At 40.3% G+C, this 20,566-nt stretch carries 17 protein-coding genes and 1 pseudogene; 10 read left to right on the top strand and 8 right to left on the bottom strand.

Features of this window, described 5'->3' with window-relative positions; all coding sequences use genetic code 11:
* Positions 1-316: 316 nt before the first annotated feature.
* Positions 317-514 (top strand): annotated as a pseudogene (locus ACOV1Q_RS03620) (hypothetical protein); the annotation flags it as partial.
* A 49-nt stretch (positions 515-563) separates the two neighbouring features.
* Here ACOV1Q_RS03620 and ACOV1Q_RS03625 read toward each other — a convergent pair.
* Positions 564-1,913, bottom strand: a complete 1,350-nt coding sequence (locus ACOV1Q_RS03625) for a serine hydrolase domain-containing protein (protein ID WP_424493071.1) — start codon at positions 1,911-1,913, stop codon at positions 564-566.
* Positions 1,914-2,093: 180 nt separating this feature from the next.
* On the opposite strand from ACOV1Q_RS03625, the gene ACOV1Q_RS03630 reads away from it, so the two are divergent.
* From ACOV1Q_RS03630 to ACOV1Q_RS03640, 3 genes are all read left to right on the top strand, one after another.
* Positions 2,094-2,903: a hypothetical protein gene (locus ACOV1Q_RS03630; protein ID WP_424493072.1), complete on the top strand. Its 810-nt coding sequence runs from the start codon at positions 2,094-2,096 to the stop codon at positions 2,901-2,903.
* Between the two features lie 143 nt (positions 2,904-3,046).
* Positions 3,047-3,208 carry a hypothetical protein gene (locus tag ACOV1Q_RS03635; protein ID WP_424493073.1) on the top strand — a complete coding sequence of 54 codons (162 nt, stop codon included), beginning with the start codon at positions 3,047-3,049 and terminating at the stop codon, positions 3,206-3,208.
* Between the two features lie 187 nt (positions 3,209-3,395).
* On the top strand, positions 3,396-3,794 hold the full coding sequence (locus ACOV1Q_RS03640; RefSeq protein WP_424493074.1) for a hypothetical protein: 399 nt from the start codon (positions 3,396-3,398) through the stop codon (positions 3,792-3,794).
* A 144-nt stretch (positions 3,795-3,938) separates the two neighbouring features.
* Here the strand turns inward: ACOV1Q_RS03640 and ACOV1Q_RS03645 are convergent, their stop codons facing one another.
* The 5 genes from ACOV1Q_RS03645 to ACOV1Q_RS03665 all read right to left on the bottom strand — a co-directional run bounded on the left by ACOV1Q_RS03645 (position 3,939) and on the right by ACOV1Q_RS03665 (position 8,118).
* Positions 3,939-4,157, bottom strand: a complete 219-nt coding sequence (locus ACOV1Q_RS03645; protein WP_424493075.1) for a hypothetical protein — start codon at positions 4,155-4,157, stop codon at positions 3,939-3,941.
* 203 nt (positions 4,158-4,360) lie between these two features.
* Positions 4,361-5,173, bottom strand: coding sequence for a universal stress protein (locus tag ACOV1Q_RS03650; protein WP_424493076.1), 813 nt, complete (start codon positions 5,171-5,173; stop codon positions 4,361-4,363).
* 167 nt (positions 5,174-5,340) lie between these two features.
* Complete coding sequence (locus ACOV1Q_RS03655; protein WP_424493077.1) at positions 5,341-6,393, bottom strand: response regulator; 1,053 nt, start codon at positions 6,391-6,393, stop codon at positions 5,341-5,343.
* Positions 6,394-6,452: 59 nt separating this feature from the next.
* Complete coding sequence (locus tag ACOV1Q_RS03660; protein ID WP_424493078.1) at positions 6,453-7,694, bottom strand: PAS domain-containing sensor histidine kinase; 1,242 nt, start codon at positions 7,692-7,694, stop codon at positions 6,453-6,455.
* A gap of 211 nt (positions 7,695-7,905) precedes the next feature.
* The gene (locus ACOV1Q_RS03665; protein ID WP_424493079.1) at positions 7,906-8,118 is read right to left on the bottom strand and encodes a hypothetical protein; all 213 of its coding nucleotides are present in this window, start codon (positions 8,116-8,118) and stop codon (positions 7,906-7,908) included.
* Positions 8,119-8,299: 181 nt separating this feature from the next.
* On the opposite strand from ACOV1Q_RS03665, the gene ACOV1Q_RS03670 reads away from it, so the two are divergent.
* Positions 8,300-9,808 carry an AsmA family protein gene (locus ACOV1Q_RS03670; RefSeq protein ID WP_424493080.1) on the top strand — a complete coding sequence of 503 codons (1,509 nt, stop codon included), beginning with the start codon at positions 8,300-8,302 and terminating at the stop codon, positions 9,806-9,808.
* Positions 9,809-9,820: 12 nt separating this feature from the next.
* Here ACOV1Q_RS03670 and ACOV1Q_RS03675 read toward each other — a convergent pair whose 3' ends face one another.
* Entirely contained in the window at positions 9,821-10,651 is an 831-nt protein-coding gene (locus ACOV1Q_RS03675) for a universal stress protein (RefSeq protein WP_424493081.1), read from the bottom strand.
* A 168-nt stretch (positions 10,652-10,819) separates the two neighbouring features.
* Here ACOV1Q_RS03675 and rimP point away from each other — a divergent pair, with 168 nt between their 5' ends.
* From rimP to infB, 3 genes are read left to right on the top strand one after another with little or no spacing between them, the layout of a single operon-like run.
* Positions 10,820-11,281 carry a ribosome assembly cofactor RimP gene (rimP, locus tag ACOV1Q_RS03680; RefSeq protein ID WP_424493392.1) on the top strand — a complete coding sequence of 154 codons (462 nt, stop codon included), beginning with the start codon at positions 10,820-10,822 and terminating at the stop codon, positions 11,279-11,281.
* Between the two features lie 12 nt (positions 11,282-11,293).
* Positions 11,294-12,535, top strand: a complete 1,242-nt coding sequence (gene nusA / locus ACOV1Q_RS03685) for a transcription termination factor NusA (RefSeq protein ID WP_424493082.1) — start codon at positions 11,294-11,296, stop codon at positions 12,533-12,535.
* A 32-nt stretch (positions 12,536-12,567) separates the two neighbouring features.
* Complete coding sequence (gene infB, locus ACOV1Q_RS03690; protein WP_424493083.1) at positions 12,568-15,378, top strand: translation initiation factor IF-2; 2,811 nt, start codon at positions 12,568-12,570, stop codon at positions 15,376-15,378.
* A 68-nt stretch (positions 15,379-15,446) separates the two neighbouring features.
* Here the strand turns inward: infB and ACOV1Q_RS03695 are convergent, their stop codons facing one another.
* Positions 15,447-15,830: an SPOR domain-containing protein gene (locus ACOV1Q_RS03695; protein ID WP_424493084.1), complete on the bottom strand. Its 384-nt coding sequence runs from the start codon at positions 15,828-15,830 to the stop codon at positions 15,447-15,449.
* 235 nt (positions 15,831-16,065) lie between these two features.
* On the opposite strand from ACOV1Q_RS03695, the gene ACOV1Q_RS03700 reads away from it, so the two are divergent.
* Positions 16,066-17,439 carry a c-type cytochrome gene (locus tag ACOV1Q_RS03700; protein ID WP_424493085.1) on the top strand — a complete coding sequence of 458 codons (1,374 nt, stop codon included), beginning with the start codon at positions 16,066-16,068 and terminating at the stop codon, positions 17,437-17,439.
* A gap of 27 nt (positions 17,440-17,466) precedes the next feature.
* Positions 17,467-20,553, top strand: a complete 3,087-nt coding sequence (locus ACOV1Q_RS03705; protein WP_424493086.1) for a TAT-variant-translocated molybdopterin oxidoreductase — start codon at positions 17,467-17,469, stop codon at positions 20,551-20,553.
* Positions 20,554-20,566: the final 13 nt, after the last annotated feature.

Genomic DNA, 20,566 nt, shown 5'->3' on the forward strand with positions numbered 1-20,566 from the left:
AATTTTTTCCTCTGGCCCTCTATTTTTAAGGCTGATGAAATAATTTATGAAAGTTTGGGGGTAATTTATTTAAAATTCAGATATTTACTTCCGATTGTTGACAAAAGTTCCTAAAGCTGAAGCTTCAAAAATGATGTTTTTTTCTAGTTTCAGAAGAGAAAAATTTTTAAGACTCTTAATAGTAGGTAATTAGGGAGTAAAATACTTTTTACCATTTTTGGCACTTCAGAATTGCTATTCTTCCCCATTTTAAGGATGTTCTTCCATCAATCTCCTTCTGATTACTTCTGAAAGAGTTTTTAAAACCTCATTTTTCAGCTGGGACAATGAAGGAGAGAAAAAACGTTTGAAGAAGCTTCTTCCGCAAAAAACTGAAATGCTTTTTAATCAGAAACCGGAAGACAAACTAGGGTACATCAAATTTTTGCAGGAGGAGGGCCGCAAAGTAATCATGGTTGGTGACGGACTGAACGATGCGGGAGATTTGGCGCAAAGTGAGGTAGGAATTGCCATAGAATTTGATTGGGAGGAGGATTAAATAAATGAACTAAAAAAAATTTTATTTATCCCACCGCCTCTATAATTCCTTTTAGAAAGGTGTCTACATTAAATTCCGGGTCTTCGGTAAGGCCAAATCGAACCACTACCAGGTCTTTGGAAGGAATGACGAATATGAACTGCCCCTGGAATCCGTTGCAGGAAAAGAGATCTTTCGGGACATTGGGGAATTTTCCTTTTGCATTTAACCAGAAATGTGCTCCATATTCCCCATTTGAGCCATTCGTTGGCGTGGCGGTATATTCTGCCCAGGATTCATTAAAGATCTGTTCGCCTTTCCAGTTTCCTTTGTTGCGGTAAAGTAAACCGAACTTTGCCCAATCCCGCGCAGTGGCCCAGCCGTAGGAAGAAGTCACGTAATTCCCGGCAAGATCTGTTTCCACGGTCATTGAGTTCATCCCAATCTTGTCGATCAATTCCTCATACCAGAAATCCAGGTATTCCTGGTGTGTGTCAAACTGCATTCTAATGAATTTTGAGAGTAAGTTGGTGGTGCCCGAAGAATAATTCCAGCTCTCATTAGGTTTTCCCGCCAGTGGTTTATTCAACGGTACCTGCGGCATATCCTCTTCCAGGAACAGCATTTTATTGACATCAGAAAGGTTGGTGTAATCCTCATCCCATTGCAATCCGCTGTTCATTTGCAAGAGGTTGTTTAACGTAATATTTTTGCGTTCATCATTTTCCCACTCTTCAAAAAGGTGGTTTTGCTCAAGCTTTACTTTTCCCTGTTTTTCCAGAATTCCGAGGGCTGCATTCGTAAGGCTTTTAGTCATTGACCATCCCAACAGTTTGGTGTCTGCAGAGAATCCTGCTGAATATTGTTCGGCGATGAGGTGGTCTTTATGAAGAACTACCACGGCTCTAGTTCTCTGTAACTCTTTCCCGTCAACGTCAAAAGCCTTTCCCACGTTTTCCTGAAGTTTTTCGTAATCAACATTTGAAAAAGAAGAAATTTCAGGCTGCGCGTTTCCGTAGGGGTAGGCTGCATTATCAAGTTTTATTTTTCGGTTGGGTTTATTAAGAGAAGGAGTAGATTTCCCTAATTTTTCAGGTAAAAGGACAGAACCCACGCCGTCAATATAGATCGCTTTCCGCTCTTTCATGCCGAGAAAGGACGAGGTAACCGATCTTTCCTGAAAATTGATCTTGCTTTCGGCATAATTTACAGGAAGAAAGCTGTTATCCCCTTTCAGGATAGATTGTAGTTCTCTTCCCGCTTCAAAGGTGCAGGAACAAACGTTTTTTGCAGCAAAGCCGCTAATAATATTGAGTTTTGGGTAATTTTTATAAGCGAGGGCTCCTGCTACTACAGGAAATGCCGCCAGTAAACTGTACTTTATGCTGTTATTCATGCTGAAATGCGGGTTCTGTTCCTAGTAAAAATAAGCTTTTAAAATCTTAATATTCGTTAAAAGAAGGGCGCATCCTACTAAAAAAATTCTAATACCTTTAATTTTACTGCCGACAAGAAAGTGCTTCCATTTTGCCCTTTTTGAATATCCATGACATCAATGCCTGCTGAATAAATCCAAATGAAGAAAATTTTATACCTCACAGATTTTTATTACAAAGCCAACGGAAGAAATTATTATGAAGAAGACCTGTTCATTACCTCAAGATTGAAAGACCACTTCAATCTGTTGATTGGTCACCCGCAGCAGGTGTTGCCATATATTGATGTGGCCGATCTCATTGTGTTTAGAAATACTGGTCCTGTGATTGGTTACCAGGAATATTTCAACGAGTTCACGGCTGCTGTAAAAGAGCGAAATATACTCACTTTTAATTCTTTCGACGGGAAAGCCGATATGAAAGGAAAACAATACCTGGTCGATTTGACGAAGGAAGGTTTTCCTGTAATTCCCACAGTAGCGCATTTAGATGAGTTCGGCAAACTGAATGATCCCGAAAAATATGTTATTAAAATAAAAAACGGCGCCGATTCCATTGGGATGGAAATTCTGTCAAAAAAGGCATTATTCAGCAGTAATCCGGAAGGAAAGCTGATTCAGCCGTTTTTAGATTTTGAGTATGAAGTGTCATTTTATTATTTAAATGATCAATTTCAGTATGCCTTATATGCCCCAAATAAACTAAAGCGCTGGGAATTAAAAACCTATGAACCCACTGCAGCCGACTTAAAGTTTGCTGAAAAATTCATCCACTGGAATGCCATGGAACATGGAATTACGCGGGTGGATGCCTGCAGGTTAAAAGATAATTCGCTCTTGCTGGTCGAACTGGAAGATCTGAATCCATTCCTTTCTATAGACCTGTTACCTGTAGAAAAGCTGGAAGAGTTTATGAATAATTTTATTGAAGTCCTTAAGAATGTTGGCTGAAATAAAACCGCATTTTCTGATTTACAATGCTCATGAAATGCCGGTTATATTCAGAAATAAAAATCATTTTGCTATTTTGCAAAAGAAAGGTAGCACCTCTTCCAGGTGTTTAATAAATAATATTTAATATTTCGGTTATTGTTATGAAAAACATTTTATCTCAGTTCACGATTCCATTAGACATTAAAGATCCGCAGTTTAAAAAGATGATTTTTGGAGGTCTACTGGTAGTCATCAGTTTTGCTGTGTTTTTCGGAATGGCAGGCTATTACGCTGGTAAAGCTTTTTACTATTTCACTCATTAAAAATCCAACAATGAAAGATGAAAAGAAAATCTTGAGGATATTAGGAATTGTATTCTCAGTTATCGTGATTCTTCTTTTTTTGGATTTTATACTCGAAAGTGCTTTAGCAGGATGGAATAATCCGAGGTGATAGATGGTTCACTGTTCTATTACTGCTCCCGGAAAAATTATAGTTATATAGCTATTCATGCCAAATACTGAAAATTCAATAATCATAGACAATGGCCGAATTCTAATCGTGGAACGCAAAAAGCCCGCAAAAGTCGCTTTTTATCTGGCGGTTGTAATTTTTGGGATGCAGGCGTTCTTTTTTATACTGAGATATAAGGAAACAAAGGAGCATTACGAATTAATTGTTGCAGGAATCATGGCTTTTTTAGTGGGGCTGGTGATTTCAAGAGAAATTTTCTTCCGAACCGGTAGAAATGAGATAGAAGTACATGAAGTTCAGGGTGTGAAGATCACAAAGCCGCTCTTTGGCTATGGGAATGTCTTTCTTAAGCTCAAGCTTGGCCGCAAAACAAGGGAAGTTTTTATTAATCAACACAGGGCAATAGAGATAAAAAAAGAACTAGATCCGTTCTAGAAAATGCATCTGAAATGCCATTTTTGACACTTCAGGAGATGTCTGTTCGACTCCGCAACCGGAAAATAGATGCTATAGAGAATTATTCAGAAATCCAGCTTTGGAATTCCGAAGAGAAGTCAGAAATGTTTCGTACTCGTTTTACTAGTGGGAGATAGGACGATCTTCATACCAGTCGTCAAAAGTTTTCTCGGTGGTATAGTCGTCTGTAAGAACCTTATATACCGTGAAGACCCACCATGCCTGCCCGGCAACTACGGTATACAAAACGGTTGGGTATGAAAAATCATAAAAGACCATTGCTCCAACTGCCACGAGTAAGATCGTTGTAACTGCAATATAAAATGTCGCTGATAGTTTCATATAATTAACTTACAGAAAAGGAAGATTTTCTGCAGTCAACGGATTTATAAAACAATCATTTTTAGAAAGGAATTAACCTTCTTTAGCGCATTTTAAGAAAGCGGAATAAGATTTATGAAGCGGTTTTTTTACAAGATAATAAAAATCATCCGTAAAAAAAGTAGCTTAAAAAGTCCCTTTTTGAAATGGAAAATTTGGCTATTCTACCCGTGAAGAACCAGTAGTGGAAGCTGGTTGATAAACGGGATTTGATTGTTCTGCTGATTTTTCAGCAGTTTTTGGCAGATGTTGAGGTTCTTGGCCACCATAACGATCATGTCTACATTTTTGTTTTTCGCAAAAAGCCTTGTTTTGTCGGGCACTTTAGACGAATAGTAAGTTTGCAGCATTGGAACTTTTGGTGAAAAGAAATTCTGAAGAAAAATTCGGTTTGCCAGTTGTTCTTCAGAAGGCTCTTTTTCTGTATTGAACAATTCCAGGATCTTCACCTGCGCTTTCGAAAGCGAGGTTAAATTCAGAAGTGTTTCCAGCATCTTCGTGTTGTACTGTATCTTATAATCTGTAGGGAAAAGAATCTCCTTATGCTGTTTGTAAACTGCATTTTCGGAAATGGCAAGCACCGGGCATTTTACCTTCGTCATAACATCTGCAGTGTTCTTTCCAATAACAGCCCCGGCTTTGTTTCCTGAGCCTTTGGTGCCCATCAAAATAAGGTCAATGCTTTTTTCGAGCACCTGCTGTCGTACTGCTTCAATCAAGAAATTGACTTTGCAGGTGGTCGTAATTTGGTGTTCAGGATTGGTTTTGCAACTCTTAAGCGTAGTAATAAAATTTGTGAATTTTTCCTGTACCCCTCGAGAGCCGGCTTTCAAACCACTGCCATGTTCTGCACTAGATGCAGGAACGACATGCAACAGGTGCAATGTGCAGGGAACGTCTTTAAAGAACTGCATTGCATATACAGCCGCATTCCTGGAATTTTCAGAAAAATCTGTGGGTAGTAAGATATTCATCATCAGTCACATCTAATTTACCCTGCAAAAATAGCGTGGAAGCAAAGCTGAAAAAATGATGAAAATCAGTTCTGAAGAAAAAACAGCTATTAAAGCCTTTATTTCTGAAATCTGCAAATCCTGCAGTTTGAAAAATGGCATTTTCTAGTTGTTTTCTGAAATGAGTTATTTTAACCTATTCGTTTTAAGGCTTCAACATCAAGGATTTTGATATTTCGCCCTTCTATTTCTATAAGGCCTTCCTTCTTAAAGCCTGAAAGGGTTCTAATAAGTGTTTCTGAAGCCATACCCGCCACACTGGCGAGATCACTTCTGGAAATGCGGATGCTTTGGGTGGGAAATCGTCTAATTTTCTGTGAAAAGAGCAGGATAGTGCGGGCTGTTTTCTTTCGAACAGATCCATAAGCCATTTCCAGCAGCTGTTCCTTAATTCCGGAGATATTTTCACCAATGGCGTCTATAAGATCAAAAGTTATTTTGCTGTTTTTTGTAAGTATATCCTTCAGTTCTTCCTTGGAAACGGCATACACACGCGTGTCTTCCATAGCTGTTGCATATTCTTTATAAGAACTGCTTTTTTGGAAAGAAAGGTTTCCGAAGAAATCTCCTTCCTTATATAAAGAGGTGATAAGCTCCTTTCCGAACTCGTCCATCTGGTGGCTTTTCACTACTCCTTTGTCTACAAAAAAGAAATGGTTGCTTTGTTTTCCTTCTTCATAAATGGTTTCGCCAGATTTATAATTTTGCTCTTCGTAGCTCTTCACGAACTCCCGCAGATCATTTAAAGAAGTTATTTGCTGCTCTTCCTCTATTTGCGCCGGCGCCTGATTCTTTTCCCTTAGCTTGTTGAGGATTGCCATTTTTGCCATCCTGCTTTCTATGGCGCTAATTAATTCTTCTTCCTCAAAAGGCTTGGTGAGATAATCGTCTGCGCCCAGATCCATTCCTTTGCGAATGTCTTTATGCTCGGTTTTTGCTGAAAGAAAAATGAATGGGATATTCTGTGTTTCAGGATCTTTAGACAGGGTTTGAAGTACACCATAGCCATCCATTTCGGGCATCATGATGTCGCAAACCACAATATCGGGCAATTCTTTCTTGGCCAGCTCGGCACCAGCTCTACCGTTGGCGGCAGTTACCACCTTATAATCTGAAAGTTCTAAAAGTTCTGCCGTATTTTCTCTTACTACGGTGTCATCTTCTATAAATAATATTTTTTTCATCTTTCTGAATTTTCCGGTCTGCAGCGACGTTGATTCCTTTGTCTTTTATTCTTTGTAAATTATTCTTTTATCAGCGGTAATTCCACGGTGAAAACTGTGCCTTCATTCTCCTTGCTTTGAAAGCTTATGGATCCGCCAAGGTTCTCGAGATGCACTTTTGCAATGTTAAGACCTATTCCTGTTCCCTGATTTAGCAATGCATTCTCTGCTCTAAAATAGCGTTCAAAGATATGCTTTTGATCTTTTTCGGGAATTCCTATACCTTGATCTGTGACTTTAAAAATGATCTTTTTCTCCTCTATTTTTATCTCAAATTTGATGATCGTGTTCTCGGGAGAATATTTAATGGCATTTCCCAGGAGGTTGGAAAGTACAAGTTCAAGGATCTTTTCATCCTGTATCAGGGTGACGTTATCAATGTTTTGCGGATATTCAATTTCTTGTCCGCTTTTCAAGGTGACGTTGGCATTGTATACTACTTCGTTCACCAGCTTGCTAAGATCAAATGAAGTGTACTTGTAGTTTACCTTTCCGCTTTCAAGGCGCTCTATCGAAAGGAAATCGTTGAGAATATTATCGAGATAATGCACCTTGTTTTTAATGGTATTAAAATGCTTCTCTCGTTTTTCCTGATGTTCCTCGCGCTTATATTTTCCTGCCAAAACTACCGAGGTAAGGATTCCGCTAAGAGGGGTTTTAAATTCGTGGGAGACGAGCGAAAGAAACTTCGTTTTTAGCTCATTTAGTTCAATTTCCTTTTGAAGGGCATTCTTCATTTTGTTTTCAGCAGCTTTTCGCCTTCTTATTTCCTGCTCCAGGCTTTGATTTACCTTTTGCAGTTTGTTCACACTTTCCTCCAGTTCACTTGTACGGACTTTGATCTTCCCCTCCAGCTCGTTATTGAGTTCATGAATTTGCCGCTGGGTTTCTTTCCTTACCGAAATGTCAATGATAAGAGACATTACATAGGTTTTGCCATCCATTTTGAAGGGATTGAGACCGGCTTCCACGGGAAACTGAGTTCCGTCTTTTTTTATGCCGTACAAATCACGACCATGACCCATTTGGCGTTTTTCACTGTTTTCCATAAAGCCTTTGAAATGCTTTGGGTGGGCAGATTTGTACCGCGGGGGGATGAGAATATCCAGAGGTTGCCCCAGCAGTTCTTCATGTTCATACCCAAACATTCGCCCTGCAGCTGCATTGCTCTCTACGATGGTTTGAGATTCATTTACTACTATGATCCCTTCTGAAGCTGCATCGAACAGGACATTAAAAAGGTTTTCGTTTTTTTCAAACATGAAATGGGCAGAGAATTAACTGTTCTTAGTACAGCTAAATTACAAAGCTAGTCTTGATTTTTTAAGAATGAGGAAAAAATTTCTAAACTTCTATTTTAGTTTTAGGTAAAAAAAATCCGGTGAGATTTTACCTCACCGGATTCCTCATGGTAGATCAACCTGTTCATAATTTCCTTATCACACAATCTTTCCGGGTTGAACTACATGAAATTTATGCTTTTTGTTCCTCCTCAACAGATATATAATCCTTATCTGCAGGGAGTATTTTATTAGTAATTTTGGTTACACCCATGGCTATTAATACCGCGGTAACGATAAAAAATAAAAATTTCACCATCAGGCTATCACGCAGTACGTCGCTGTAAAAAGTGAGCATAAGCTCGATCGCTAAAAATGCTATTTGAAAACTGACTTTTAAAAACATACCAAAATTCTTGTGGTTAAAGGTACACTGAAAACCAATAATTTGAAGCCTGTAAGAAATGATTTGACGAAAATTTAACGTGTTCCATTTTAAAGACTTCTCGTATTAGGTTAAATCTTCTATAAACAGGTGGCTGCTGTCTGCTGTGATTTGTAATTTATGCACCATAAACAATAATATTTTGAAAAAAGCTAAAAAGATTGGCATAAGTATCCTGGCTGTAGTTGCCGGAATTTTTCTCGCTTTATTCCTCCTGAGTAACTATGCTAAAAATAAGATAACATCAACGCTTGAAGAGGAAATGGGAGAAAACCTGCAATATGAAGAAGTGGATGTAAGCCTTATTTCCAGAAGGATCAAGTTTGAAAACCCGGAAATTATTTTTTCGGGAAATACGATCAATGCAGAAGAAATTTCGATTAATGGGATTGGGCTCTACCAATATTTAATGAACAAGAAAATTAGGATTAATGATATTGAGCTGGCAAGTCCTGTGGTGACTTTTTCAGAAGCAAAAGATACAGCCGGTACTTCAGGCGATGCGAAAAAATTCAAGCAGGATATAAAAGTTGGTTCCTTTTCCATTGAGAATGGTGAAATAAGAACAGTCAAAAATGACACTTCAGAGACTCCTTTGTTTGCGCTACTTGACAGCTTTAGGCTTTCAGATATTGTTGTTAATCCCGAAACCCTGGATCGAAAAATTCCGTTTGATTATAATTCCTATAGCTTTCGAGTCGATTCAGTGTATATGGCATTGGATGATCAACATGATTTTTCGGTAGGACATCTTTCCAGTGAAAACGGTAGGATCAACCTGGAACGGTTCAGGATTCTTCCGAAGTATGACAAAGTGGAATTTCAGCGGCATATTCCTTATGAAAAGGACAGGTTTGAGCTGCTTGTGGAAAGTGTACAGCTGGATAGCCTTAGCTGGCGCTTTAAAAGTGATAGTTTGCATATTGAAAATCCGCTTATGACAATTCGGGGAGCCGACCTGGAGGTTTATCGAAATAAACTGGTGCAGGATGACCCGAGAACCAAAACCCTCTACAGTGAAAAGATTCGGAAAATGCCATTTAAGATAGATTTTGACAGCATTCATGTAGAGCGCAGTAAAATTGTATATGAAGAAAAGGTGAAGGAAGACAGGCCGCCGGGAAAGGTAAGTTTTCATGAAGTGGAAGCAGGGATTTCAAATATTTCTAATATGGGGTTGCAGGGTTCAAAATTAAAAACAGTGATAAATGCCAATGCTCTTTTTATGGATGTGACTCCGCTAGAAGTTGACTGGCAATTTGATATTGGCAATGAATGGGAATCGTTTAGCATTTCAGGGAATTTTGGAACCGTCCCAGCGAGGGCGATCAATGAATTTGTTAGACCTGCAATGAATGTGGAAGTGGAAGGGAATATCGATTATCTTGCTTTCTCTTATTCCGGAAATGATGACAAAGCCCTTGGGGATGTGCGCATACAATATCGCGATTTCAGGGTGGTGATCCTGAAGGATGATGGTGAGGAGAAAAATTCCTTCTGGTCTAGTATTGCAAACCTTTTTATATCTAATAATGCAGTAGACGAAGATGTTGTGAACAAAGATCTTGAAGTCACACGGGATAAGAAAAAATCGTTCTGGAACTACGCCTGGTTAATGATTAGGGAAGGAGCGCTTGCCTCATTCCTCTAGTCACCAGTTTTATTAGATCTTAAAGGTCACCACCGGCACTCCGGCGTGATTTACAAGATCTTCACTAATGCTGCCATTGAAGAAATGGGACAGTCCTTTTCGGCCATGCGTTGCGATGCCTACAAGATCGGCATTGATTTTCTTGGCGAAGTTCAGGATGCCGTCTTCTACTGAAGAATCGTTGTAAACGTGGAACTCGTAATTGTCAAAAGGCGTATCTTTCATGTAGTCCTGAAGATAATTATCGGTGTCTTCTGAAGTGCGGAATTCATTTGCTGTATTAACGAAGACGAGATGAAGTTTTGCTTTTACAAGCGCTGCAAATTCAACAACTTGCTGTAAAGCTTTTTTACCTTCGGGGTTTAAATTTGTGGCAAAAACAAAATTATCAGTTTTAAAATCCGGGCGATCCTTTTTTATGACCAGTACGGGAATATCAGACCGGCGAACAACTTTTTCGGTATTGGAGCCTACAAACATTTCCTTGAAACCGGTTGCGCCCTGAGAACCCATTATGATGAAATCACAGTTGTGTTTTTTGCTGGTCTCCATAATGCCTTCAAAGGCCTGGTGAAATTGTACTGTTTCATGCGCGGTCACATTGTTTAAATAAGGCCTGGAAAGAATCTCGGAAAACCTCTTTTTGGCTAGTTTCATGAAGAAAAGAGCCTCCGGGAGATCACTGCTTCGAGTGTCTCCTACGGGATTAACCATGTCCATGGGTAATTCCAGCATGTGCAGGAGATAGATTTCGGCATCGTATTTCTTTGCAAATTTTGCAGCAATTTTCAGGGCATTTTCAGCGTATTCAGAAAAGTCAGTTGGCACCAGGATTTTTTTCATGGAGAATTGCTAATTATGTATGTTTGATTGAATTATGAATTTACAAATATTTTTTCATTTGGGAACTTGTTTTCTTTCTTGAGAAATATTATTATATTTGCACCGTTGAAGCAAAAAAAGTATAGCGAGGGGACGAAAAGTCCCCTCTTTTTATAGTCAGAATAGGTGATGTTAAGAGAAAGAGTAGAAAATTTGCTGCAGGAAGCTTTTGAAGAAAATAATTCTTTATTTTTAATAGAGTTAAAAGTGGACAGCAAAAATCACATTTCGGTAGTGATAGATGGAGATGAGGGAGTGTCAGTAAATGATTGTATTGCTGTAAGCAGAAAGATCGAACACAACCTGGACCGGGAAGAGGAAGATTTTTCACTAGACGTTGCTTCTGCCGGTGTTTCCCAGCCATTAACCCAGCTTAGGCAGTATAAAAAGAATGTTGGACGTAAACTCTCTGTAATTACTGCGGAAGGTAAAGTAGAAGGAGAATTGGTTAAGGTGGAAGATGAAAAAATTACCCTTAAATGGAAGGCGAGAGAGCCTAAGCCCGTCGGGAAGGGGAAAGTAACTGTAACCAAGGAAGCTGTGTTGCCGGTTGAAGAAATCAACGAGGCAAAAGTGATAATAACATTTTAACAGAATATAGATATGGAAAATATCGCGTTAATAGAGTCATTTTCGGAGTTTAAAGATGACAAGCTAATTGATCGTGTGACCTTAATGGCGATCCTTGAGGATGTGTTTCGAAATGCTTTGAAGAAGAAGTATGGCGAGGATGACAATTTTGACATTATTGTGAACCCAGACAAAGGGGATTTGGAGATCTGGAGGAACCGGGTTGTGGTAGCTGATGGAGAAGTGGAAGATCCAAACCAGGAAATTTCTCTTACAGAAGCACGTAAGATTGAACCCGATTTTGAGGTTGGTGAAGATGTATCTGAAGAGGTGAAGTTGATTGATCTTGGTCGACGCTCGATTTTAGCGTTGCGCCAAAACCTGATTTCTAAAATCCATGAACACGATAACACCAATATCTTTAAGCATTTTAAAGAACTTGAGGGAGAGATATACACAGCAGAAGTACATCACATTCGTCACAGGGCAATCATATTGCTTGATGACGAGGGGAATGAAATAATCTTACCAAAAGACAGGCAAATCCCTTCAGATTTCTTCAGGAAAGGAGAAAACGTTCGGGGAATTATTGAGAGTGTTGAATTGAAAGGAAATAAGCCTGCGATTTTGATGTCAAGAACTTCTCCATTATTTTTGGAGAAACTTTTTGAGCAGGAAATTCCGGAAGTTTTTGATGGTTTGATTACTGTTAAAAAAGTGGTTCGTATTCCTGGGGAGAAAGCTAAGGTAGCAGTAGATTCTTATGATGACAGGATAGATCCTGTTGGAGCTTGTGTAGGGATGAAGGGGTCTAGAATTCACAGCATTGTGAGGGAGCTTGGAAACGAAAATATTGATGTGATCAACTTCACGACCAATAATCAGTTGTTGATTACCCGCGCCTTAAGTCCGGCAAAAATTACTTCATTAAAAATTGATGAAGAGAATAAAAGAGCTGAGGTGATGCTGAAGCCTGAAGAGGTTTCCAAAGCAATTGGACGTGGAGGTCATAACATACGTCTTGCTGGCCAATTGACTGGTTATGAGATTGATGTGTTTAGAGAAGGTGTTGAGGAAGATGTTGAATTAAGAGAGTTTGCAGATGAGATCGAAGACTGGGTGATCGAAGAATTTTCCAAAATAGGCCTCGATACGGCAAAAAGTATTTTAGAACAGGATGTAGATGATCTTGTTCGAAGAACAGACCTGGAGGAAGAGACCATCAGGGATGTAATGCAGGTTCTTAGAGAAGAATTTGAAGAAGAAAATAAGTAGAAATAAAAAGAGGTTAATTTAGAGGGCAATTTATGGCTGAAGCAAAAACAATGCGATTAAATAAGGTACTACGCGAATTCAATATCTCGCTGGATCGTGCTGTGGAATTCTTGAATTCCCAGGGCCACGAGATAGAAGCGCGTCCTACCACGAAAATATCGGGAGAAATTTATCAGGTGCTTTCTGATGAATTTGAAACCGATAAGAGCAAGAAGGTCGCTTCAAAAGAAGTGGGTGAAGAGAAAAGGAAGGAGAAGGAAGAGCTTCGTCTTGCCAGGGAAAAAGAGCAGGAGGAGAAGCGCAAGCAAGAAGAGAAGCAGGATATTATTAGAGCCAAGTCCAGCCTGGAAGGCCCAAAACAGGTAGGAAAAATAGACCTCGATAAGAACACTGAAAAAACAGAAGAGCCTGCAGCACCTGAAAAAGAGGAGAAAAAAGAACCTGAACAGCCACAGGTAGAAACTCCAAAAGAGAAAGAGAAAGCGGAACCTGTTCAAAAGGAAGAAACGCCGACTCCTAAGGAGGAAAAGAAGGAAGAAACTCCTAAAAAAGCTCCTGAAGAAAAAGTGGAGCAGCCTTCAGTAAAAGAAACACCTAAGAAGGAAGAGCCTAAAAAAGAGGAGTTTAAAAAAGAAGAATCTAAACCTGAAGAGGTTAAGGAGGAAGTTAAGGAAAAGGAAGAACCAAAAGAAGAAGAGTCTTCTACGGTTACTACGAAGTATCAAAAACTTAGTGGGCCTAACTTCACAGGTGAAAAAATTGATCTTTCTCAATTCAAGAAACCTGTCAAGAAGAAAGATGAGAAAAAGGCAGATGCCGAAAAAGATAAGCGAAAGAAACGTCGCCGTAGAATAAGCAAAGATGTAAAAGGAGCGCCGGGTGGTGCCCAGGGCGGTGGAAAATCGCGCGGAAAAAGAACTAAACCTGTCACTAAAGAGGAGCCTAGCGAAGAAGAAGTGCAAAAACAAGTGCGTGAAACGCTTGAAAAACTTCAGGGTAAATCTAATAAAGGACGGGGTGCTAAATACAGAAGAGACAAGAGGGATACCCACCGTCAAAGAACGGAAGAAGCGCAGCTTGAGGAAAGCAACAAGGTATTAAAGGTGACAGAATTTGTTACCGTGAGTGAGGTTGCAACTATGATGGACGTTCCGGTAACGAAGATTATTTCTGCCTGTATGTCACTTGGAATGATGGTTACAATGAACCAGCGCCTGGACGCTGAAACGCTTTCTATTGTTGCCGATGAATTTGATTATGAAGTTGAGTTTGTAACAGCCGATCTTGAAGAAACCAAAGAAGAAGTTCCTGAAAATCCGGAAGATCTTGTAGAAAGAGCGCCAATTGTTACGGTAATGGGGCACGTTGACCACGGTAAGACATCTTTATTGGATTATATTCGTAAGGAGAATGTAATCGCCGGTGAAAGTGGTGGAATAACACAGCACATTGGAGCCTACGGTGTAGAGCTTGAAGGCGGACAAAAAATCGCATTTTTGGATACTCCGGGTCACGAAGCCTTTACCGCGATGCGTGCAAGGGGTGCCCAGGTAACTGATCTTGCCATTATCGTGATCGCGGCAGATGATGACGTGATGCCTCAAACGAAAGAAGCTATTTCACACGCGCAGGCAGCGGGTGTGCCAATAATATTTGCTATCAACAAATCTGATTTGCCTACGGCCAACCCTGAAAAGATCAAGGAGAAGCTGGCAGCAATGAATTTATTGGTAGAAGACTGGGGAGGAAAAATACAGTCACACGACATTTCTGCGAAAACAGGAATGGGTGTAAAAGAGTTACTTGAAAAAGTGCTTTTAGAGGCTGAAATTCTGGAATTGCAGGCGAACCCTAAAAAGCTTGCTACCGGGACTGTTGTAGAAGCGTACCTAGACAAAGGAAGAGGTTATATTTCCACTATCCTGGTGCAAACAGGTACTCTTAGGATTGGAGACTACGTATTGGCCGGGAAAAACAGTGGAAAGATCAAAGCAATGCACGATGAACGTGGAAATGAGGTCAAAGAGGCTGGTCCTTCAACACCGGTTTCTATCTTAGGGCTTGATGGCGCGCCACAGGCGGGTGATAAGTTCAAGGTGATGACAGATGAGCGTGAAGCGAAAGATATTGCTGCAAAACGAACACAGTTGCAAAGAGAGCAATCTGTACGTACACAGCGTCATATCACCCTTGATGAAATTGGTAGGCGTATTGCGCTTGGTGACTTTAAGGAGCTAAACATTATCCTTAAAGGTGATGTGGATGGTTCTGTGGAAGCACTTACAGATAGTTTCCAGAAACTTTCTACAGAAGAAATTCAGGTGAACATTATCCATAAAGGAGTTGGTGCGATTACAGAAAGTGATGTGCTTCTGGCTTCCGCTTCAGATGCGATTATAATTGGATTTAATGTAAGACCTGCCGGAAATGCTCGTATGGTTGCTGAAAAAGAGGAAATAGACATTAGAACTTATTCTATTATCTATGATGCGATCAATGACCTTAAAGACGCTATGGAAGGAATGCTTTCTCCTTTAATGAAGGAAGAAATTACCGGAAATGCAGAAATAAGGGAAATATTTAAAGTTTCTAAAGTTGGTAGTATCGCCGGATGTATGGTTACAGATGGAAAAATCTACAGAAATTCTCAGGTGCGCTTGATACGTGACGGTGTGGTTGTTTATACCGGACTTCTAGCTTCTCTGAAGCGCTTCAAGGACGACGTGAAAGAAGTTTCTAAAGGATATGATTGTGGTCTTCAAATCAAGAACTACAATGATATTAAAGAAGGAGATGTTGTAGAGGCATTCCAGGAAGTCGCCGTTAAGAAGAAGCTGAAATAATTAAGTTATAAATATTGAAAAAGGACGCTTTTGGCGTCCTTTTTTTATGCGTTAAAAGTGGGGAATATTTAACTCCTTTCGGGTTTAAATCTAAACGCTGCCGGAAAGCTTTTCTTAACCTTAAGAAGGGCGCGATCTGCTTCAAGGCTGTTCCTGAAATTACCTACCCATACTTTATAATTTGGAGTTTCGTAAACTATTGTAGAGGGCCATTCTGTATAGAGGCTTCGGAATTCTTTGATCACCTCACTGGCTTTATTATTGTCGCCGGAAAATATCTGAATCCTGTAGCGGTCACCAATTCTACTTTCCTTACCCATCTCGGTTTTTATCTCCAGTAGGTGAGGAATCAAACTGTCCTGCTTTACCTGCACCCGTCCTTCCTGTGCAAACCCTGAATATGCTGCTGTTGCCATTAATAAGGCTGCAGCCCAAATGTTCTTTCTAGTCAAAACGTTTTTATTTTTATAAATTTCTGAAAAACAAAAGTATAACAATATATGTTAAAAGGTCTTTAGAGTTCTATTTAGAATAATTATAAATTACCCATTAACACTGCTCTCCATTCCTAAAATCGACTTTAAGTATTACTTTTGTCCGTAAATTTTTCGGTGCGAAAATATGATAAAAATCACGTTTTGATACTCTAAAAATCGTACCAAACAAGACGTTAATTCAACTTATAATATGAAAAAGGTGAAATACCGCCATTCAGCTGCTCGATTACTTGTTTTAAGTTTTTCGTTTTTTCTATCATTTTCGACGCTCGTAAATTCTCAGGAATCGCCACTTGCAGAGGGAGAGCAACAGGGCACTTCAGAAAGGCAGGGAGATGTTGCGGGAGTGGAAGAATCTTCGGTAGAGGCAGAGCCTTCTGGAGGGGACGCAGCTGCCGGGAAGCAGATATTCAATTCGTTGTGTGCAGCCTGTCATAAGCTGGACAACAATTCTATTGGCCCGCCGCTTCGTGGAGTAACAGAAAGAAGAGATACGGAATGGCTTCATAGCTGGATTTCGAATAGTGCAGCGATGATTGCTTCGGGAGATGAGACAGCAGTTGCTCTTTATGAAGAGTATAATCAAACGGCAATGCCTCCTTTTCCGCAGTTAAGCGATGAGGATATTGATAATGTACTTGCTTATGTGAGTCAGCCAAAAGAAGTGCCGCAGGAAATGCAAGCCGGTAATAACGCTGGGGCTGCAACTTCAGGTGGTGGAGGTGTTTCTACAGATGTTATTCTTGGGATTCTCGCATTTGTTCTTGTGATGCTGCTGGCTATTTTGTTCCTGGTGAACAGAACGCTTCGTCGATTTGCGACAGCTAGTGGGGTAGAGCTTCCGGTGAGGCAAAAAAGAACTCCTATCTGGAAATCCTTTGTAGAAAATCAATTTTTAGTAATTACCTCTTCTGTTGTGTTGCTACTGGTTGGTGCCTATTTCGTATATGGATTTTTAATGCAGGTTGGAGTTGATCAAGGATATCAGCCAATACAGCCAATTCATTTTTCTCATAAAATTCATGCGGGTGACAATCAGATAGAATGTAAATTCTGTCACTCTTCGGCAAGGGTCTCTAAAACTTCTGGTATTCCTTCGTTAAATGTTTGTATGAACTGTCATAAATCCATTGGTGAGGTTGCTGGAGAAACTGCGACAGAAGAGTATAGTAAAGAATTCTATGACGGGGAAATTGCGAAATTATATGATGCGGTGGGATGGAATCCTGCAGAGCAATCTTACAGTGGAGAAACCGAGCCTGTAAAATGGGTGAGAATTCACAACCTCCCTGATTTTGCTTACTTCAATCACTCGCAGCACGTAGAGGTTGGTGGTATTTCATGTCAAACTTGTCATGGCCCTGTAGAGGAAATGGAGATCATGTATCAGAATGCACCTCTAACAATGGGGTGGTGTGTAAACTGTCATCGTGAAACAAACGTTAGGACTGCCGGGAATGAGTACTATGAAAAGGTTCATGAGGAGCTGTCCAGAAAATATGAGGTTGAAGAATTGACCGTGGCTCAAATGGGTGGAATTGAGTGTATGAAATGCCACTATTAATTAATTTAAAGAAGTAATATCAAATATATGTCATCAAACAAGAAATACTGGCAAAGTGTTGAAGAGCTGAAAAAAGAACCCAGCCCTATTGTTGAGACGCTGCAGCAAAAAGAATTTGCAGAAGAAATACCTACAGATGAGTTTTTGGGAGATAAACAATCTCTTGAAGATTCTACTACTTCGCGTAGGGATTTCTTGAAATATGTTGGTTTTAGTACGGCAGCTGCCTCTTTGGCAGCTTGTGAAGGGCCGGTAATGAAGTCGATTCCTTATGTGGTGCAACCTGAGCGAATCGTGCCAGGTGTTGCAAATTATTATGCAACTACAATGGCTGACGGATTTGATTTTGCCGGAATCCTTGTGAAAACCCGTGAGGGGAGGCCTATTAAGGTTGAAGTCAATACAATGGCTAATACCGGAGCAAATGCAAGGGTGCAGGCTTCAGTGTTGTCTCTTTATGATAAGAACAGATTAAAGCGACCGGTTGCTAACGGTGAAGTGGTTTCCTGGGAGCAGTTTGACAGAGAAGTTACCGGAAAGCTAAACGAAGTGGAAGGTGATATTGTTTTGCTTACCCGTACTTATGCCAGTCCCTCGACTTCGAAACTTATAAATGAATTTTCTCAACAATATGCCAATGTAAGGCATGTTGTATATGATACTGTTTCTGAAGATTATGCTTTAGATGCTTTTCAGGCGAGGTATGGTAGACGTGCATTACCGTCTTATGACTTCGGAAAGGCGGAAACTATTGTTTCTGTAGGAGCTGACTTTTTAGGAGACTGGGCAGGTGGAGGTCATGATGCTTCCTATGCGAAAGGAAGGATTCCTGAAAATGGGAAGATGTCGCGACACATCCAGTTTGAATCGAACTTCTCTCTTAGTGGAGCGAATGCAGATAAACGTGTTCCGGTTAAACCTTCCCAGCAAAAAGCGGTATTGGCTGCTTTGTATGGATATATTGCCGGTGGTTCTTCAACCAGCAACCTTCCTGCGGGTCTGGATGATGTAGTTGTGAAAGCTGCACGCCAGTTGCGCCGCTCAGGAAGTCGGGCAGTTGTAATTTCCGGAATACCGGACAGCGATGCGCAATCTCTTGTATTAGCAATTAATGAGGCTTTGGGAAGTCGGGTGATGGATGTGAATAATCCTAGACTTCTTAGGCAGGGGAATATTGCTGATGTTCAGGGTCTTGTGAGAGACATGAATGCAGGAAGAGTAGGAGCTGTTTTAATTGCAGATGTGAATCCTGCATACAGTTTACCTAATGCTGAAGAATTTATAGAAGGATTAAAGCAGGTTGAGCTTTCTGTTGCTTTTTCCATGAAGGAAGATGAAACTGCTAAGTTGTGTAACTATGTTGCAGCAACTCCTCATTATCTTGAAAGCTGGGGGGACATTCAATTCACTGCAAACCAGGCTACTCTGATGCAGCCAACTATCAGGCCATTGTTTGATACAAGACAGTTTCAGGATACGTTGTTAAGATGGAATGGAAATTCGACAAGATATTATGATTATATCAGAGAAACCTGGAGTTCTGTTCTTAGTTCCAGTGCCTGGAATGATGCTTTGCATGACGGGGTCTTTGAAGGTAGTGCGCCGGCAAACATTTCTACTGTGGGCAATGGAAGCGCAGGAGTTCCTCAGGTGAACAGCGATGCTGTGGCTGCAAGAAATCTATCCTCAGCTTCTGAAAATGGAGAATTTGAACTGGAATTATATACTTCTGTGGCTATGGGTTCTGGAGAACAGGCTAATAATCCATGGTTACATGAATTACCAGATCCACTTACCCGGGCATCCTGGGATAATTATTTGAAAATTTCTAGGGCAGATGCTGAAGCTATGGGGCTTGAAAACTGGCATGTATCCAACGGTGCGCTCAATGGGAGCTACGTAAATGTTCGCGTTGGAGATACCGTTGTAGAAAAGGTGCCTGTTTATATTCAGCCGGGCCAGGCAAAGGGATCTGTTTCTCTTGCTTTGGGTTATGGTAAGAAGGAAGGAATACAAAAGGAAATGCAGGTAGGTGTAAATGCTTACCCTTTATATAAGGATTTTAGATCTTTCCAGAATGTGACTATTGAGAAGATTGGAGGAGAGCATGAATTTGCATGTCTTCAGTTGCACAATACGTTAATGGGAAGAGGTGATATCATCAAGGAGACAACCCTTGAGATTTTCAACACTAAGGATGCACATGAATGGAATCATATGCCTGAGGTGTCTTTAAATCACATTGAAACTCCTGTAACATCGCCAGATGTTGATCTTTGGGATGGTTTTGACCGTTCAATTGGTCACCATTTTAATATGTCTATTGACCTAAATGCCTGTACAGGATGTGGTGCTTGTGTGATAGCATGTCATTCTGAAAATAATGTTCCTGTAGTAGGAAAAGAAGAGGTGCGTAAGTACAGGGATATGCACTGGCTTAGAATTGACCGCTATTATTCTTCAGAAGATACTTTCTCTGATGATATAGAAACAAAAGACCTTGCAACAGGTGTTAGTGGCGCGGTTACCGGGCTTGCAGATCTTGAAGATCCTGCAGAAAACCCACAGGTGGTATTCCAGCCAATGTTGTGCCAGCATTGTAACCATGCGCCATGTGAGACTGTGTGTCCTGTTGCGGCAACCATGCACGGACGTCAGGGACAAAACCAGATGGTTTACAACAGGTGTGTTGGAACACGTTACTGTGCCAATAACTGTCCGTACAAGGTGAGAAGGTTCAACTGGTTCTTGTATAACAAAAATGACGAGTTTGATTATCATATGAACAACGACCTTGGTCGTATGGTTCTAAATCCTGACGTTACAGTACGTTCGCGTGGTGTTATGGAAAAATGTTCTTTCTGTATTCAAAGGACTCAAAAAACCATTCTTGATGCCAAACGCGAAGGTAGAGCTATTGAGGACGGTGAATTTAACACAGCTTGTTCTCTTGCCTGTGATAAAGGAGCGATCATCTTTGGAGATGTCAATGACGAGGAAAGCCTTATCTATCGTAAGCAGAAAGATGACAGGATGTTCCACACGTTGGAATATCTTGGAACAAAACCAAATGTGATGTATCAAACTAAGGTGAGAAATACGTCAGAAGCTTAAAATTTAACTTAGA

Source organism: Salinimicrobium maris (assembly GCF_049680855.1).
Taxonomy (GTDB): Bacteria; Bacteroidota; Bacteroidia; order Flavobacteriales; family Flavobacteriaceae; genus Salinimicrobium.

Coding starts and splice junctions, on each gene's coding strand:
- nusA (WP_424493082.1), top strand. CDS start 11,294: ATGGAAAATATCGCGTTAATAGAGTCATTTTCGGAGTTTAAAGATGAC.
- rimP (WP_424493392.1), top strand. CDS start 10,820: ATGTTAAGAGAAAGAGTAGAAAATTTGCTGCAGGAAGCTTTTGAAGAA.
- ACOV1Q_RS03700 (WP_424493085.1), top strand. CDS start 16,066: ATGAAAAAGGTGAAATACCGCCATTCAGCTGCTCGATTACTTGTTTTA.
- ACOV1Q_RS03675 (WP_424493081.1), bottom strand. CDS start 10,651: ATGAAAAAAATCCTGGTGCCAACTGACTTTTCTGAATACGCTGAAAAT.
- ACOV1Q_RS03635 (WP_424493073.1), top strand. CDS start 3,047: ATGAAAAACATTTTATCTCAGTTCACGATTCCATTAGACATTAAAGAT.
- ACOV1Q_RS03650 (WP_424493076.1), bottom strand. CDS start 5,173: ATGATGAATATCTTACTACCCACAGATTTTTCTGAAAATTCCAGGAAT.
- ACOV1Q_RS03705 (WP_424493086.1), top strand. CDS start 17,467: ATGTCATCAAACAAGAAATACTGGCAAAGTGTTGAAGAGCTGAAAAAA.
- ACOV1Q_RS03630 (WP_424493072.1), top strand. CDS start 2,094: ATGAAGAAAATTTTATACCTCACAGATTTTTATTACAAAGCCAACGGA.
- ACOV1Q_RS03625 (WP_424493071.1), bottom strand. CDS start 1,913: ATGAATAACAGCATAAAGTACAGTTTACTGGCGGCATTTCCTGTAGTA.
- ACOV1Q_RS03645 (WP_424493075.1), bottom strand. CDS start 4,157: ATGAAACTATCAGCGACATTTTATATTGCAGTTACAACGATCTTACTC.
- ACOV1Q_RS03665 (WP_424493079.1), bottom strand. CDS start 8,118: ATGTTTTTAAAAGTCAGTTTTCAAATAGCATTTTTAGCGATCGAGCTT.
- ACOV1Q_RS03655 (WP_424493077.1), bottom strand. CDS start 6,393: ATGAAAAAAATATTATTTATAGAAGATGACACCGTAGTAAGAGAAAAT.
- ACOV1Q_RS03660 (WP_424493078.1), bottom strand. CDS start 7,694: ATGTTTGAAAAAAACGAAAACCTTTTTAATGTCCTGTTCGATGCAGCT.
- ACOV1Q_RS03640 (WP_424493074.1), top strand. CDS start 3,396: ATGCCAAATACTGAAAATTCAATAATCATAGACAATGGCCGAATTCTA.
- infB (WP_424493083.1), top strand. CDS start 12,568: ATGGCTGAAGCAAAAACAATGCGATTAAATAAGGTACTACGCGAATTC.